The 16,029-nt window shown below is 61.4% G+C and carries 14 protein-coding genes; 2 read left to right on the forward strand and 12 right to left on the reverse strand.

Annotated elements, in window-relative coordinates; genetic code table 11:
* Positions 1–106 precede the first annotated feature (106 nt).
* From AC1DWF_RS15030 to aptA, 4 genes are all read right to left on the reverse strand, one after another.
* Positions 107–628 carry a hypothetical protein gene (locus AC1DWF_RS15030; RefSeq protein WP_476788511.1) on the reverse strand — a complete coding sequence of 174 codons (522 nt, stop codon included), beginning with the start codon at positions 626–628 and terminating at the stop codon, positions 107–109.
* 61 nt (positions 629–689) lie between these two features.
* Positions 690–2,141 carry a dihydropyrimidinase gene (gene hydA / locus AC1DWF_RS15035; protein ID WP_476788512.1) on the reverse strand — a complete coding sequence of 484 codons (1,452 nt, stop codon included), beginning with the start codon at positions 2,139–2,141 and terminating at the stop codon, positions 690–692.
* A gap of 149 nt (positions 2,142–2,290) precedes the next feature.
* Complete coding sequence (locus AC1DWF_RS15040; RefSeq protein ID WP_476841803.1) at positions 2,291–3,541, reverse strand: Zn-dependent hydrolase; 1,251 nt, start codon at positions 3,539–3,541, stop codon at positions 2,291–2,293.
* A gap of 206 nt (positions 3,542–3,747) precedes the next feature.
* On the reverse strand, positions 3,748–5,076 hold the full coding sequence (gene aptA / locus AC1DWF_RS15045) for an omega-aminotransferase AptA (RefSeq protein WP_476785998.1): 1,329 nt from the start codon (positions 5,074–5,076) through the stop codon (positions 3,748–3,750).
* A 240-nt stretch (positions 5,077–5,316) separates the two neighbouring features.
* Here aptA and AC1DWF_RS15050 point away from each other — a divergent pair, with 240 nt between their 5' ends.
* Positions 5,317–5,949, forward strand: a complete 633-nt coding sequence (locus tag AC1DWF_RS15050) for a TetR family transcriptional regulator C-terminal domain-containing protein (protein WP_476786001.1) — start codon at positions 5,317–5,319, stop codon at positions 5,947–5,949.
* Between the two features lie 18 nt (positions 5,950–5,967).
* Here the strand turns inward: AC1DWF_RS15050 and AC1DWF_RS15055 are convergent, their stop codons facing one another.
* The 6 genes from AC1DWF_RS15055 to AC1DWF_RS15080 all read right to left on the reverse strand — a co-directional run bounded on the left by AC1DWF_RS15055 (position 5,968) and on the right by AC1DWF_RS15080 (position 10,721).
* Positions 5,968–6,339 (reverse strand): DoxX family protein, encoded by a 372-nt coding sequence (locus AC1DWF_RS15055; RefSeq protein ID WP_476786000.1) that lies wholly within the window; start codon positions 6,337–6,339, stop codon positions 5,968–5,970.
* A 63-nt stretch (positions 6,340–6,402) separates the two neighbouring features.
* Positions 6,403–6,861, reverse strand: coding sequence for a carboxymuconolactone decarboxylase family protein (locus tag AC1DWF_RS15060; protein WP_476804209.1), 459 nt, complete (start codon positions 6,859–6,861; stop codon positions 6,403–6,405).
* The gene (locus AC1DWF_RS15065; RefSeq protein WP_476783758.1) at positions 6,858–7,391 is read right to left on the reverse strand and encodes an RrF2 family transcriptional regulator; all 534 of its coding nucleotides are present in this window, start codon (positions 7,389–7,391) and stop codon (positions 6,858–6,860) included. Before AC1DWF_RS15065 ends, AC1DWF_RS15060 begins: the two co-directional genes overlap by 4 nt.
* A gap of 246 nt (positions 7,392–7,637) precedes the next feature.
* Positions 7,638–8,030 carry a nuclear transport factor 2 family protein gene (locus AC1DWF_RS15070; RefSeq protein WP_476783759.1) on the reverse strand — a complete coding sequence of 131 codons (393 nt, stop codon included), beginning with the start codon at positions 8,028–8,030 and terminating at the stop codon, positions 7,638–7,640.
* Positions 8,031–8,043: 13 nt separating this feature from the next.
* Positions 8,044–9,357, reverse strand: a complete 1,314-nt coding sequence (gene preA, locus AC1DWF_RS15075) for an NAD-dependent dihydropyrimidine dehydrogenase subunit PreA (protein ID WP_476783760.1) — start codon at positions 9,355–9,357, stop codon at positions 8,044–8,046.
* 11 nt (positions 9,358–9,368) lie between these two features.
* Entirely contained in the window at positions 9,369–10,721 is a 1,353-nt protein-coding gene (locus AC1DWF_RS15080) for an NAD(P)-dependent oxidoreductase (protein ID WP_476783761.1), read from the reverse strand.
* A 268-nt stretch (positions 10,722–10,989) separates the two neighbouring features.
* On the opposite strand from AC1DWF_RS15080, the gene AC1DWF_RS15085 reads away from it, so the two are divergent.
* Positions 10,990–11,766: a VOC family protein gene (locus tag AC1DWF_RS15085; RefSeq protein WP_476783762.1), complete on the forward strand. Its 777-nt coding sequence runs from the start codon at positions 10,990–10,992 to the stop codon at positions 11,764–11,766.
* Positions 11,767–12,042: 276 nt separating this feature from the next.
* Here AC1DWF_RS15085 and AC1DWF_RS15090 read toward each other — a convergent pair whose 3' ends face one another.
* Together AC1DWF_RS15090 and AC1DWF_RS15095 are read right to left on the reverse strand one after the other, a co-directional pair.
* On the reverse strand, positions 12,043–12,984 hold the full coding sequence (locus tag AC1DWF_RS15090) for an IS110 family RNA-guided transposase (RefSeq protein ID WP_476783763.1): 942 nt from the start codon (positions 12,982–12,984) through the stop codon (positions 12,043–12,045).
* Between the two features lie 831 nt (positions 12,985–13,815).
* Positions 13,816–15,948: a dipeptide ABC transporter ATP-binding protein gene (locus AC1DWF_RS15095; protein WP_476783764.1), complete on the reverse strand. Its 2,133-nt coding sequence runs from the start codon at positions 15,946–15,948 to the stop codon at positions 13,816–13,818.
* Positions 15,949–16,029: the final 81 nt, after the last annotated feature.

The following is a 16,029-nucleotide window of genomic DNA, read 5'->3' on the forward strand; positions in this document are numbered from 1 at the left end:
TTACCCCACATACTGCCATCCTCGTCCAAGTTGAGGGAGGCGTCCACTTGATCGATTTTTTTCCAGGCGCATGAATCTGATTGTCTTTCGGCATCGCCTGGGTAGTTCAAACTACGGTTCCTGCCTGAGTGCCTCCCGATCCAATGCCGGGATTTCGGTAGATGAGCAGCGTGCGATAGATGACACCGGCCAACGTTCCACCTGCAATCCCCGCAATGATCAACGGGAAATCTATCTCCTGTGTCATGGACCTGCCGGCCATGATGTCGGCAAGAATGAGTAACGAAGTGAGCACCGTTCCCATTGTTGCGCCCAACAGGCCAAAAATAGTAACCGTGGGCAACGCCCGGGCCTTTGCCAGCCTAGCCAACGGGAAGATCACACCCGCGACGGCTACGGTGACCGGGAGTCCCGCAATCAACGCTGCCAGTAGGCTCCAGAACAAGGCGCCGGCCACAACCATCGGAAATTTTGAAAGTTCCGCTCCCGAATTTCCGTCCAACAGTTCTCGAAAGACCAAAAACACCCCACCACCAGCCCACAACCCGGCGAACACACTTCCAACGAGAGCCCCGATGGAAAAATACTTGCTTGTTCGCTTCTCGAGCTGAGCTGTTTCCGGTTGCATCACAAAGGCTCCCGCGCAGCGTTGCGTCATCTTTTGAAGAAATGGCGCAACGAGTGCATGCTCAGACCCCCGTCGCCGGGATGCCTGTTCGCTCGACCTTGCGCGGGGCGGTGATCTCTTTCCACTTCGACAGCGCGCGGTTGACGGGTGCGTGCGGCTCGCGCGCCACGAATTCGCCGTGGCCGGGCTGGGCCTTTACCTCGGCCTCCTGGATGGCGAGCTCGCCGCGTGTGAACACGAAGCGCGGCAGGCCGGTCACCTCGATGCCCTCGAAGACGTTGTAGTCGATGATCGACTGCTGGGTTTTCGCCGCGATCGTCTTCTTGCGCTTGGGATCCCACACCACGATGTCGGCATCAGCGCCCTCAACGATCGCACCCTTCTTGGGGTACATGTTGAGGATCTTGGCGATGTTGGTCGAGGTCACCGCGACGAACTCGTTCATCGTCAGCCGGCCCGTGTTGACGCCCTTGCTCCACAGCACCGGCATGCGGTCTTCGAGCCCGCCGGTGCCGTTGGGGATCTTGGTGAAGTTGCCGACGCCGGTGCGCTTCTGCTCAGTGGTGAACGAGCAATGGTCTGTCGCCACCACCTGCAGCGAACCCGCCTGCAGGCCGGCCCACAGCGAATCCTGGTGCAGCTTGTTGCGGAAGGGTGGGCTCATCACCCGGCGCGCCGCATGGTCCCAATCCTTGTTGAAATACTCGGTCTCGTCGAGCACCAGATGCTGGATCAGCGGCTCGCCATAAACGCGCATGCCTTTCTGCCTGGCCCGGCGGATCGCCTCATGCGCCTGCTCGCACGAGGTGTGCACGACATAGAGCGGGGAACCCACCATGTCGGCGATCATGATGGCGCGGTTGGTCGCCTCGCCTTCGACTTCCGGCGGGCGCGAATAGGCATGTGCCTCTGGCCCGTTATTGCCGGCGGCAAGCAGCTTGGCCGAAAGCTGGGCAACGACGTCGCCGTTTTCGGCATGGACAAGCGGCAAGGCGCCCAGTTCGGCGCAGCGTTGGAACGACGAGTACATCTCGTCGTCGTCGACCATCAGCGCGCCCTTGTAGGCCATGAAGTGCTTGAACGAGGTGATGCCCTTGTCGACGACCTGGGCCATCTCGTTGAACACCTGCTCGCCCCACCAGGTGATGGCCATGTGGAAGGAGTAGTCGGAACAGGCCTTGGAGGTCTTGTTGTCCCACATCTGCAGCGCTTCGAGCAGCGACTGACCCGGCGCAGGCAGGCAGAAATCTACGACCATGGTCGTTCCGCCCGACAAGGCCGCGCGCGTGCCGGTCTCGAAGTCGTCGGCCGAATAAGTGCCCATGAAGGGCATTTCGAGATGTGTGTGCGGGTCGATGCCGCCCGGCATGATGTAGCAGCCGGTGGCGTCGAATTCGTGATCGGCATGCAGGTTCTCGCCGATAGCGACGATCTTGCCATGCTGGATCAGCACGTCGGCCTTCCACGTCCGGTCAGCCGTGACAATGGTGCCGTTTCTGATGACTTTGGTCATTCTGCAGTTCCCCTATTCTAGCCGCGCTTCTTTTGAGCGCTTTGGCCGTGTTTCAGATCATGTAAGGACAGCCCCTTGGACGAACAACGCAAAGCACCTCTCCCCGAGACGGGGAGAGGTCAGATGCGCAAGGGTATGAGCCCAAAAACTCACTCCACGATCCCTGCCGTTTCCAGGACCGCGTGGAACAGCACGTCGCAGCCGGCGGCGGCCCATTCCGGATAGATTTCCTCGTCTTCGTTGTGGCTGAGCCCGTCGACGCAGGGGCAGAAGACCATCGCCGTCGGCGCCACGCGGTTGATCCAGCAGGCGTCGTGGCCGGCACCCGAAACGATGTCGCGATGGCTGTAGCCAAGCCGGTCGGCGGCATCACGCACCGCCTTGACGCAATCCTTGTCGAAGGCGACCGGGTCGAAATGGCCGACCTGCTCGATCTCGAAGGAAATGTCGAGCGCCTCGCAGATGGTTGCAACGCCCTCGCGGATGCGTCCGTCCATGGCGTCGAGCACTTCCTTTTCGGGCGAGCGAATGTCGATGGTGAAGACGGTGCGCCCGGCAATGATGTTGCGCGAATTCGGATAGACTTCCATGTGGCCGACAGCACCGACCGCGTCGGGCTGGTAGTCCATGGCAATCTCGTGCACCAGTTCGGTCACCCGCGCCATGCCAAGGCCAGCGTTGCGGCGCTTGTACATCGGCGTGGAGCCGGTGTGCGCTTCCATGCCGGTCAGGCTTACCTGCAGCCATTTCAAGCCCTGGCCATGGGTGACGACGCCGATTTCAATCTCTTCGTCCTCGAGGATCGGTCCCTGCTCGATATGCAGCTCGAAGAAGGCCTTCATCTTGCGCGCGCCGACCTTCTCGGTGCCCTTCCAGCCGATGCGCTCCAGCTCATCGCCGAAGCGCTTGCCATGCGCGTCCTTGCGGTCGTAGGCCCAGTCCTGCTCATGCATACCGGCGAACACGCCAGACGCCAGCATGGCAGGGGCAAAGCGCGWGCCTTCCTCGTTGGTCCAGTTGGTGACGACGATCGGATGCTTGGTCTTGATGCCGAGGTCGTTGAGCGAGCGGATGACTTCCAGGCCCCCGAGCACACCCAGAACGCCGTCGAACTTGCCGCCAGTCGGCTGCGTGTCGAGATGGCTGCCGACATAGACCGGCAACGCTTCTGGGTCGGTGCCTTCGCGGCGGGCAAACATCGTGCCCATCTCGTCGATGCCCATGTCGAGCCCGGCGGCGTCGCACCATTTCTTGAAGAGCTTGCGGCCCTCGCCGTCTTCATCGGTCAGGGTCTGGCGGTTGTTGCCGCCGGCAATGCCGGGGCCAATCTTCGCCATCTCCATCAGCGAATCCCACAAACGCTCTGAATTGATTCGCAGATTCTCGCCTGGGGCTGCCATGTCGATTAGTCCTCTCATTCCTTGTTATGCCCGGAAACGCCAGCGGTTCCCGACGCCGCATCTCCTTCGTTTGGCTTTCGCCGAAGAGCCCCGCGCAACATGGTGCGGGACTCCCTTGTTCGTCGGAGCAAAACCCGGAGAGCATGGAACGCGCTCCGGGATCAAGCTCTCAAGTGTCGCGCATCCACTCGGACGCGCGAGCAGCCTCAGTCGATCATCCTCAGCACTTCGCGGACGTGATCAATCAGCTCGTTGATCTGGCCCTTGGTGATGATCAGCGGTGGCGACAGCGCGATGATGTCACCGGTGGTCCGGATCAGCGCGCCGCGCTCGAAAGCTTTCACGAAGGCCGAGAACGCGCGCTTGCTCGGGCTGCCGGCAATCGGCTGGAGCTCGATCGCGCCGATCAGGCCGATGTTGCGGATGTCGATGACGTGCGGCTCGCCCTTGAGCGAATGCAGCGCATCTTCCCAATAAGACGCAAGCTCCGCACCACGGGTCAGCAAGCCCTCTTCCTTGTAGGTGTCGAGCGTGGCGAGTGCCGCGGCCGACGCGATCGGATTGCCCGAATAGGTATAGCCGTGGAAGAACTCAATCAGATGTTCCGGCCCAGTCATGAAGGCGTCGTGGATTTCCTTCTTCACGAACACCGCGCCCATCGGGATGACGCCGTTGGACACACCCTTTGCAGCGGTTATGATGTCGGGAACGACGCCGAAATAGTCGGCGGCGAACGGCGTACCCAGACGACCGAAACCGGTGATGACCTCGTCGAAGATCAACAGGATGCCGTGCTTGGTGCAGATCTCGCGCAGCTTCTGCAGATAGCCCTTCGGCGGGATCAGCACGCCGGTGGAGCCTGCAACCGGCTCGACGATGACGGCCGCGATTGTCGAGGCGTCATGCAGCGTGACGATACGCTCCAGTTCGTCGGCAAGCTCCGCGCCATACTCCGGTTCACCCTTGGTGAAGGCGTTCTTGGCAGGCAAGTGGGTGTGCGGCATGTGATCGACGCCGCCGAGCAGCGTGCCGAACATCTTGCGGTTGGTAACGATGCCGCCAACCGAGATGCCGCCGAAATTGACGCCGTGATAGCCGCGCTCGCGGCCGATGAGCCGGGTGCGCGCGCCCTCGCCCTTCACGCGCTGATAGGCGATCGCCATCTTGAGCGCGGTGTCGACCGATTCCGAGCCGGAATTGGTGAAGAACACATGGTCCATGCCCTTGGGCGCGATGTCGACGAGGCGGTTCGCCAGTTCGAAGACGATCGGGTGGCCCATCTGGAACGCCGGGGCGTAGTCGAGCTCGGCGGCCTGGCGCTGGATCGCCTCGGTGATCTTGGGCCGGCAGTGGCCGGCATTGACGCACCACAGTCCCGCGGTGCCGTCGAGGATCTTGCGGCCGTCGCTGGCCGTGTAATGCATATCCTTGGCCGCAACCATCATGCGAGGCGCCTGCTTGAACTGCCTGTTCGAGGTGAACGGCATCCAGAATGCGCTGAGATCGTTGGGCGTAACTTTTAGCCTGTCCGACATGACCAAGCTTTTCCTTTCTTCCCCTGTTTCGGTACGGCCAACGCTTGGTCTTCGGTGCGTTTTTGTGTTACGCAATTTTTTGACCGATTGGACAAACGTTAGCACCGCCGCTTTGGCGGTCAAGGGATTACTACCGGAAATGCGGCTTCACCGGCGCGCTCCACAGGTCGGCAAGAACTGGTCCAGCGGATTGGTCCAGAGCGCTCTGTCGCCCACCCTCGAATGCGGGACGTCATGACGATGGAAGGCTCGACACCGCGTGCACGTACCCGCATCCAGCAGGAGAAGCGCGAGGTCATCCTCGAAGCCGCACTCGAGGTGTTTTCCACAAACGGCTTTCGCGGCTCGACCATCGACCAGATCGCCGAAGCGGCGGGCATGTCGAAACCCAACCTGCTCTATTATTTCCGCCGCAAGGAAGACATCCACGAAACGCTGATGCACCGGCTGCTCGACACCTGGCTGGCGCCGCTGAAGGAGCTTGACGATATCGGCGATCCGATGACGGAGTTGAGGAGCTACATCAGGCGCAAGCTCGAGATGGCGCGCGATTTCCCCAGGGAAAGCCGGCTTTTCGCCAACGAAATCTTGCAGGGCGCCCCGCGCATCATGGCAATGCTCGAAGGCGAGCTGAAAACGCTGGTCGACGAAAAGGTCGAGATCATCAAAGGCTGGATGCGCGCGGGCAAGGTTGCCAAGGCCGACCCTTGGCACCTCATCTTCGCCATCTGGGCGACGACCCAGCACTACGCTGATTTCGACGTCCAGGTCCGTGCGGTGCTTGGCACCGACCGTGGCGGCGAAGGCCGTTTCGAGGATGCGGCACGATTCCTCGAACAGCTTTTCGTTGAAGGGCTTAGGCCAAAGACCTGAATCGGTTTCTTCGCCGGTTTACTGCCCAGCCGCGATCACCAGCAAGAAGCTGCCGGCCAGAGCAACATTGCTGACGACGCCGTTGATGCGCGAAGCGCGATCAGGGCCGGAATAATCCCAGAAATTGTGAAACATGACGGTCGCAACGAGCAGGAATGCGATCAGGGCCGCTGCGGCAAATGCCATCCAGGGACCAGCAATCAGCAGCAGCCCGGCCACTAACTGGAGCACGATGCCGGCCCACAGGAACAGTCGTGCCTGTGGCACGCCACGCGCGGTCATCATGCTGGCAAGAAACGTCGCGTTGGCGATATTGCGCAGGCCCGCGAAAACAAAGGCGCCGCCAAGAAGCAGGCGGCCTGCAAATGCCAGTGTCGAAATGTCGAACATAAATCCCCCTTGGCGATCGCCTTCTGGCGATCGCTGCAAAAATGGCTTTGTCGGTTTTGTGGATCAGGCGGCTTTGGCTTCAGCGACCGGATGAACGGCATGGAACGTCACGCAAAGGCGGTTCCATGTGTTGATCATGCCCACCGCCATAGTCAGCTTGACCAGTTCTTCCCCGGAGAAGTGCTTCTGCGCTTCGGCATAGAGTTCGGATGGGACGCCCGCATCGGCAATGTTCGTAACCGCTTCCGTCCAGGCAAAGCCCATACGTTCCCGCTCGGTGTAAAGCGGCGACTCCTTCCACGCTGCGACGAGCCACAGACGCTGCTCGGTCTCGCCGTCCTGCTTGGCTTCGCGGCTGTGCATGTCGACGCAATAGGAGCAGCCGTTGATCTGTGACGCCCTGAGCTTGATGAGGTGCAGCAGGCTGTGCTCGAGCCCGCATTCGTTGATTGCGCTGTTGAGCGAGACCAGAAGCTTCGTCAGCTCGGGTGCGGCAGTGTAGAAATTCAATCTGGGTTTCATGGCATCTTCCTTTCGTTGACGGTCTTTGCCTTGGAGTTCTGCGGCCGCTGGTTGAGCGCCACGAAGGCGCAGCTGGCGGCGACGATGCGCTGGTCTGCGGTAGCGTTGAAGTCGGCGACGATGTCGGCGAGCCTGGTTTCAGCGAGTGCTGCGCGATAGGCTCGCTCGGCCTTGAGCATGGCGACATTGATGCCACAGGGCTTCACGTAGGCTGACGGGTCAAGCGCGTAGCTGCCCTTTTGCCTGATCTCGCCGCAGCGAAACGCCGGCTCCCTGCCCTCGATCGCCAGAACGACGTCGAGCAGTGTGATTTTTTCCGCAGTTCTTGCCAGGCGGTAGCCGCCGCTCGGCCCCGGCACCGACTCGAGGATCTTTGCCCCCGTCAGCGCCTTGAGATGCTTGAGCAGATAGCTCGGCGACAGCCCGAAGGCTTCCGCCATGACATTGCCGGGCAGCGTGCCATCGCCTTCGACGCCGGCCAGCATCGCCGCGCAATGGATCGCTGACTCCACGCCATCACCAAGCTTCATCGCCATCTCCTTGATCGTGGATAGTCCATATCGTGGATAAAAATTGTCCGCAATAGGCGCGACGACGAATTTCGTCGGTGACGATGCCTATCGGTTGAGAAACATACGCTTAGCCTGCCGGCTGCCACAGCTCGACGGGATTACCTTTGCTCGGCCCACGTGAGCGAAAGAAAAAGCCGCCGATGCCGAGTACCTTTTCCATTCTCCCATCATCCGGCCACAGCAGGCCGAGATCAAGCAGAGGGTTTACTCGGTGTCGAGCGCGCCTTGCTTGCTAGCAGGCGTCACGTGACTGAGCACGCATTTCCAGCCTGCTCCGCTGCGCACGAACACATCGGTGGTCCATTCGTCCGCCGAGAACGGCTGTCCGCTGAAATGACCGCTGTTGACCACACGGGCGGTGTAGACCGCAGTCGTGCCGTAGAACTCGACCCTGATATCGCCGACGGCGCGCATCATGTCGTGGGTCAGATCGCCCGACCGAACCATGGCGAGGAACCCCGTCTTTCCAGTCGCGCCATCCTGGCCGACGATGACCCAATCGTCGGTCATGAAGTTGCCTATGGCGGTGGCGTCGTTGGAAACGATCGCCTCCGCCCAGGCAAGAGCGAGTTCGATGATCTCGCTCCTGTCATCCACGGCCTGCCGCTCCCTACTCCGCCGCCGCCTTGGCCATCGGGTTGTTGGGGTGCGTCGTCCAGTTGGCATAGTTGGGCGAAACCGGCTTGCCGGTGCGCTTGTCCATGGCACCAACGGCCAGCGGCTCCATGGTGATGCAGTTCTCGACCGGGCAGACGTTGACGCAGAGATTGCAGCCGACGCACTCTTCCTCGATCACCTCGAAATGCCTGACGCCGTCGACCATGCTTGATATCGCCTGGTGCGAGGTGTCCTCGCAGGCGATGTGGCAGCGGCCGCACTTGATGCAGGCATCCTGGTCGATATGCGCCTTGGCGACATAGTTGAGGTTGAGATACTGCCAGTCGGTGACGTTGGGCGTGGCGCGACCGACGATGTCGTCGAGCGAACGGTGGCCCTTCTCGTCCATCCAGTTTTCGAGACCGGCGATCATCTCCTGCACGATCTTGAAGCCGTAGGTCATCGCCGCCGTGCAGACCTGCACGTTGCCAGCGCCAAGCGCCATGAATTCAGCCGCGTCGCGCCAGGTGGTGATGCCGCCAATGCCCGAAATCGGCAGGCCAGCGGTCTCGGGGTCACGCGCGATCTCGGCCACCATGTTCATGGCGATCGGCTTGACCGCCGGGCCGCAATAACCGCCATGCGAACCCTTGCCGTCGATTGTCGGCTCAGGCGCGAAGCTGTCGAGGTTGACGCCGGTGATCGAGTTGATGGTGTTGATCAGCGACACAGCGTCGGTGCCGCCGGCATGCGCTGCGCGTGCCGGCTTTCGCACGTCGGTGATGTTGGGCGTGAGCTTGGTGATGACGGGCATGCGGGTGTTTTGCTTGCACCAGCGCACCACCATCTCGATGTATTCGGGCACCTGGCCGACGGCGGCCCCCATGCCGCGTTCCGACATGCCGTGCGGGCAGCCGAAATTGAGCTCGATGCCATCGGCACCGGTTTCTTCGACCACCGGCAGGATCGCCTTCCAGGCGTGCTCTTCGCACGGCACCATCAGCGACACCACCATGGCGCGGTCGGGCCACTCCATCTTGACCTGCTTGATCTCACGCAGATTGGTCTGCAGATCGCGGTCAGTGATCAGTTCGATGTTGTTGAGGCCGAGCAGGCGGCGATCAGCGCCCCAGATCGCGCCGTAGCGCGGGCCATTGACGTTGACCACCGGCGGGCCTTCCTCACCGAGCGTCTTCCACACGACGCCGCCCCAGCCGGCCTTGAAGGCGCGGATGACGTTGTAGGCCTTGTCGGTGGGTGGCGCGGAGGCCAGCCAGAACGGATTGGGCGACTTGATGCCGACGAAGTTGTTTCTGATATCTGCCATCTTGTCCTCCCTTAGCCGATCAGGGCGCGGTTGATGGATTCAGCCGCGTCGCGCCCTTGCGCTACGGCCGAGACGGTCAGGTCGTCGCCTCCTGATATACAGTCGCCGCCGGCCCAGACCTTGTTGAGCGACGTGCGTCCCTCCCCATCGACCTTGATACGACCAGCCTCCATCGCGATCGAAGCGCCGCCGCCGTTGAGTGACGAAGGTTCGAAGCTTTGGCCGATCGCCTTGAACACCTGATCGGCGGCGAGCCTGACGATTTCACCTGTGCCAGAGAGCCTGTCGCCCTTCATCGCGGTGTATTCGAGCTCGATGGCAACCACCTTGCCGCCGTCCGATACGACCTGCCTGGGCTGCAGCCAATGCCGAATGACGACGCCGTTGGCAGCCGCGAGATCCTGCTCAAAGCCGGAAGCATTCATATGCTCCTGGCCACGGCGGTAGCAGATCGTCACCTCTTCCGCGCCGAGTAGCTTCGACTGCACGGCAGCGTCGACGGCCGTCATGCCGCCGCCGATGACGACGACACGGCGACCGACCGGCAGGCCGGATAGATCGCTCGACTGGCGCAGTACGGAGATGAAGTCGACAGCGTTGGAAACGCCGTTGGCGTCCTCGCCTTCGGCGCGCAGCGCATTGACCCCGGCAAGGCCGAGGCCGAGGAACACTGCATCGTAGGACGCGATGAGATCGGCGAGATGGTAGTCGCGGCCGAGCGCCTTGCCGTTTTCAGTTGTGATTCCGCCGATTGCGGTAACGTAGTCGACTTCGGCCTGAGCGAAATCGTCGGTGCTCTTGTAGGCGGCAATGCCATATTCGTTGAGGCCGCCGGCCTTGGGCCGGGCTTCCAGGATGGTCACCTCATGGCCGTAGCGGGCGAGCCGGTGAGCGGCGGCGAGACCTGCGGGACCAGCGCCAACGACGGCGATCTTCTTGCCGGTCGGAGCGGCGCGCTCGTAGAACTGCTTGCCCTGCTCCATCGCCACATCGGTGGCATAGCGCTGCAAGCGGCCGATCTGCACCGGCTTGCCTTCGGCGACCTCGCGGACGCAGACCTCTTCGCACAAGGTTTCGGTCGGGCAGACGCGCGCGCACATGCCGCCAAGGATGTTCTGGTCGAAGATGGTCTTGGCCGACCCGAGCGGATTGCCGGTCGAGATCTGGCGGATGAACATCGGGATGTCGATCGATGTCGGACACGCCGTCATGCACGGCGCATCGTAGCAAAAGTAACAGCGATCGGACTCGACCAGCGCCTCGTGACGGTCGAGAGGCGGGTGCAGATCGGAGAAATTCTCGGCGTATTGAGCTGACTCAAGGCGACCGCCGACGATGCCTTCCTTGAAAAGACCTTCTGCCATTCCAGTTCCCCAGTTTATTCTAATTTTGAGGAAGCGTAGCACGTTCAAATTTTTTATCAATTGGTCAATTTTCAAGCTAACTATTTGAAAAGCCTCAAAAATAATATGAATTTTGTTGTCAGGATTTATCCCAAATACTTGCTGTGCCCTCAGGAAGTTTTGGCCAGCTGTCGAAAATCCGCCAGGGTCCGCGTCTTATGATAGCTCTGCCGCGCCACGGCGATCCATGCGCCAACGAAAGACGGCAGCAAACGCAAGGGAGCCAGACATGCCCCGTACCCCGCAATCCTTCTTCTGGTACGAATTGATGACGACCGACGTCGACGCCGCCGAGGCCTTCTACACGGCCGTAGTGGGTTGGCGGGCCGAGCCCTTCGACAAGGCGCCCGACATGCCGCGCTACATCGTGGTCAATGCCGGCGACCGCGGCGTCGGCGGCCTGATGGACCTGCCGGAAGATGCCAAGAAGATGGGAATGCCACCCGCCTGGATCGGCTACATCGACACCAAGGACGTCGACGCTTCGGTGGCATCACTGACAAAGGCCGGCGGTTCCGTTTTCAGGGCACCGGACGACATTCCTGAAGTCGGGCGGTTCGCCGTCGTCGCCGATCCGCAGGGTGCGGTTTTTATGTTCCTGCAGCCGAAAGGCCTCGACCAGCCGGCAGTGCCGCTGGATACGCTGGGCCATGTCGGCTGGCACGAGCTCTACACGACCGACTGGCGCCAAGCGCTCGAGTTCTATTCGAGCCAGTTCGGCTGGGGCAAGGACGACCAGTTCGACATGGGAGAGATGGGCATCTACCAGATGTTCAACGCCGGCAAGGGCATGATCGGCGGCATGATGAACAAGCCCGAACAGATGCCGATGCCGGCCTGGCAGTTTTACTTCAACGTGTCATCGATCGACGCAGCGGTACAGCGCGTGACGGATCACGGCGGCAAGGTTCTGATGGGGCCGATGGAAGTGCCCGGCGGCCAGTGGATCGTGCAATGCCAGGACCCGCAGGGTGCCCATTTCGCCTTGCTGGCGCCAGTGAGGTAGGGCGAACTCACCGTTCCTATCGCGCCCGTCATCCCGGCCGAGCAAAGCGAGAGCCGGGATCCATTGACCGGCGCGGCCGGGATCTCAGTTCGCGCAGCTTGCGAGAGGTGCGCCAAGACGAGCACCCGGCCGTGCTCGACGCGACGATCCAGTCAAGCTTATTCACGGCCACGCTCGCTTTCGCGCCTGGCCTCTGTCAAAGAGCACTCCCATTTTCGGGAGGTAGTTCGGGAAGCGGGGCGCGAGGCCGTGCCTTCCGATTAGTTTCCGTTGTGATCAAGCCCGTTTTTCGGCCCATAGGCGGTCGGCTTTGATGAGCGCGTTGGCCATCACGATGAGCTTGCGCATAAGGGTGACCACAGCGACCTTCGCCGGTTTCCCGGAGGCAATGAGGCTTTGATATTTTGCTCTGAGATCTGGATTGTAGCGGGCGGCAACGAGGGCGGGCATATAAAGTGCACGCCTTACATTGGCTCTTCCCCCTTGAATGAAACTGCGGCCTTTCCATTGTCCCGACTGACGGGTGACCGGAGCAAGGCCGGCAAGAGAAGCAGCCTGCTTGGGGTCGAGTGTTCCCAGTTCTGGCATGGTAGCGACTAGCTGATCGGCGGTTCGTGGACCAATCCCGGCAATACTCGAGATAATTTGGTGCCGCCGGGCTAACTCTGAGTCGGCTGCGACGATAGTCGCTAGTTCGGCATCGACCTGTTCGATATGCCGCTCGATCTGATCCAGGCGCTTTTTGTGCTGACGCTTGAGGAGAGGCAGCGTCAGGTTCTTCGCTTGATTTTGCAGCGCGATCTTATCGCGGACCAAGCTGTCGCGCGCACTGATCAATTTCGCGAGTTTCGCTTGTTGAGGCGTACTTGCGGGACGCACAGGAGGCTGGAGCGTCGTTGCCATACGAGCCAGAATGGCTGCATCAATTTTATCCGTCTTGGCCAGAGTCCCTGTCGCTTGTGCGAACCGTCTTGCGCGGGCCGGGTTCAGCTTGACGCATGGCAAATCGGCCAAGGCCTGCTCGATCTGCCGGTGATAAGCGCCAGTAGCTTCATAGGCGATCCGATCAATCGGCCATTGCCCGAGCCAATCTATCAGGTTCCTGTGGCCCTTGGCGGTATTGGTGAATTGCTGCCCGCAGCCGGCGGGAAGGACATAGACATCAAGGGTCGCTTTTGAGACGTCGATGCCGACCGTTTGGGCTAAGAGGTTGTCCATCTTTTCCGCTGTCCTACTCTTGTCATCCGGGCCCGAAGCCCTGGTTTCCGTCCAGGTCTGGTGGAAAAGAAAGGGGTGATCACACTAATCGACGGTCCTCGAAGACCGAGACAACTTCGATCCATCCCCTTCCGCCCGATCCGAGGTGGCCACCCCGGATCGGGCATCTCTCAATGCCAAAAACCGGCAGAAAAGTCATAAGACAAGATATTAACTGGCGCGACCTCGCGCCCCGCTCGGTGTCTGTCCCAAGGTTGGCCGGTCACAGCGCCGCTCCATGTACATTCCATGGACAATCGCCGCGGCTTTTCCGCATTTCCCCGCCGCGCAGCATTCCATTTGCGGAACCCTGCACCGGAAAACGCCGGCCTGTCGTCGGGCCCTCGGAGCCACGGATACCGACACCGTGGCGGGAGGTCACCGCCGCCCTTCCTGATACCCGGTGCGCACCAGGTCCCGTAAGGACGATGGGGGAATGATACGGCAGSTTTGGCAGGGYGTGGAAAARYGSGSGCGGCTATCCACGCTGSWTGCTGACAGATGATGACAGCCAATCGCCTTTGCAGAGATCCTTCGCCCCCCTCTGCCCTGCCGGGCATCTCCCCCTCAAGGGGGGAGATTAGTCGCCTCGGCTTCGCGTCATGTCCAGCAACGGCGCAGGAAATTCTCTTATGACGTTGAGGATAGGYGGAGCGCCTATGAATGCCTGATCTCCCCCCTTGAGGGGGAGATGCCGGCAGGGCAGAGGGGGGTGCGAAGAAATGAGATGGTTTTGAAAAACCGGAAACCAGTAGCCAGGAAAGCAAACCCGTGGAGAACCTTTCCTCCCGCCTATGCCTCCGGCGTGATGTCGTGTGCGCCTGACGCTGCACCCTTGCCCATACTGATGACCGGCTCCATGGCATCGAAGGCGCTGGGCGGCAGGTGGCACTTGATCTGGTGGCCGTTGCCCATTTCGCGCACTGGTGGGACCTGCGTATCACAGAGATTGCCCGGCACCTGGCTCTTGTAGCGGCAGCGGGTCTGGAACGGGCAGCCAGACGGCGGGTTCATCGCCGAGGGAATGTCGCCGTCGAGCACGATGTGCTTCTTGACCACCGAGGTGTCGGCAATCGGGATCGCCGACAAAAGCGCTTCAGTGTAGGGATGATAGGGCGGCGAAAATATCTGGTCGGTCGTGCCCTGCTCCACGACATGGCCGAGATACATCACCACCACGCGGTCGGCGATGTAGCGCACCACGGATAGATCGTGGCTGATGAACAGCATCGTCGTCTTCGACTTGCGCTGGATGTCCATCAAGAGTTCGGTGACCGCCGCCTGGACGGAGACGTCGAGTGCCGACACCGGCTCGTCGGCCACCACCACCTTGGCCTCGCCGGCGAAGGCGCGGGCAACGCCAATGCGCTGTTTTTGCCCGCCCGAGAGCTGGCGCGGCATGCGTTCGGCAAAAGCGCGCGGTAACTTGACCAGGTCGAGCAGTTCCAGCATGCGCTGCGTGCGGTCGGCGGCCGTCTTGCCGATCTTGAACTTTTCCAGCGTGCGGATGATCTGCGATCCCACCGAATGGCTCGGGTTGAGCGTGTCGAACGGATTCTGGAACACCATCTGGATCGCCGAGACGGTGGCAACGTCGCGGTCCTCGATGCCGGTCGACTGGATTTCCTTGTTGCCGAGCAGAACCTTGCCGGAGCTTGCCGTCTCGAGCCCGAGCAGCACCTTGGCCAGCGTCGACTTTCCGCAGCCGGATTCGCCAACGATGGCGACGGTCTCGGACTCGCGCGCCACAAAGCTGATGGTCTCGTTGGCCTTGACGACCCTGCCCTCGCCGCCGGCGCCGAAGACCTCGTTGCCGCCGACGCGGTAATACTTCCTGAGATCGTCGATCTTAAGCACTGGCGCGCCCGGCTTGACCGGCTCGTGTTTCTTTTCGGCACCCGGTGGCATTGCCGCCCAGTCGATCTCGTTGAAGCGCACGCAGCGGCTGAAATGGCCCTCATTTCCGGCAACCGGGATCATCGGGATTTCGTCGGCGTTGCACAGGCCTTCGACGAAGTGGTGGCAACGCGGGCCGAAATTGCAGCCCTTGGGGCGCTGGTGCGGCAACGGCAGCTGGCCGGGAATGGCGACCAGCGGGCGCGAATTCTTGTCCGCACCTGGCAGCGGGATCGAGCGGAACAGCCCTTGCGTGTAGGGATGGCGCATGCGGTCGAACACGTCCTTGATCGACCCGGTCTCGACCGCCTCGCCCGAATACATCACCGTGATGCGGTCGCAGGTCTCCAGGATCAGGCCGAGATTGTGCGACACGAAGATCATCGAGGTGCCGAACTGCTTGCCTAGGCCCTTGACCAGCTGGACGATGCCGGCCTCGACTGTGACGTCGAGCGCGGTCGTGGGCTCGTCGAGCAGCAGCAGCGCGGGCTTGGACAACAGCGCCATGGCGATGACKATGCGCTGCTGCTGTCCGCCGGAGAGCTGGTGCGGGAACGAGCGCATCATGCGCTCGGGGTCGGGCAGCTTGACGGCCCGGACCAATTCGAGCGCACGTTTGTAGGCCTCGTCCTTCGACACCTTGTCGTGGATCATCGGCACTTCCATCAGCTGCTGGCCGACCTTCATCGCCGGGTTCAGGCTGGCCATCGGCTCCTGGTAGATCATGGCGATCTTGTTGCCACGGATGGAGCGCAACTCTTCTTCGGACATGTCGCCCATGTCCTTGCCCTGGAACTTGATACGACCGCCGACGATCTTTCCGATGTTGGAGAGGTCGCGCATGATGCCGAGCGAAACGGTCGACTTGCCGCAGCCGCTCTCGCCGACGATGCCCATCGCCTCGCCGGGCATGACGGTGCAAGAAAAGTCCATCACCGCCGGGATTTCGCCGCGCCGGGTGAAAAACGAGATGGAGAGGTTTTCGATCTCGAGGATAGGTTCGGTTGGATTGGTGACGACCTCGTTCATTGCGGTCTCCTTTCCAGGTAGCTCTCCGTCCCACCCCCCTCTGTCCTGCCGGACATCTCCCCCTCAAGGGGGGAGATCAGC

Source organism: Aminobacter sp. P4_D5, from assembly GCF_056401815.1.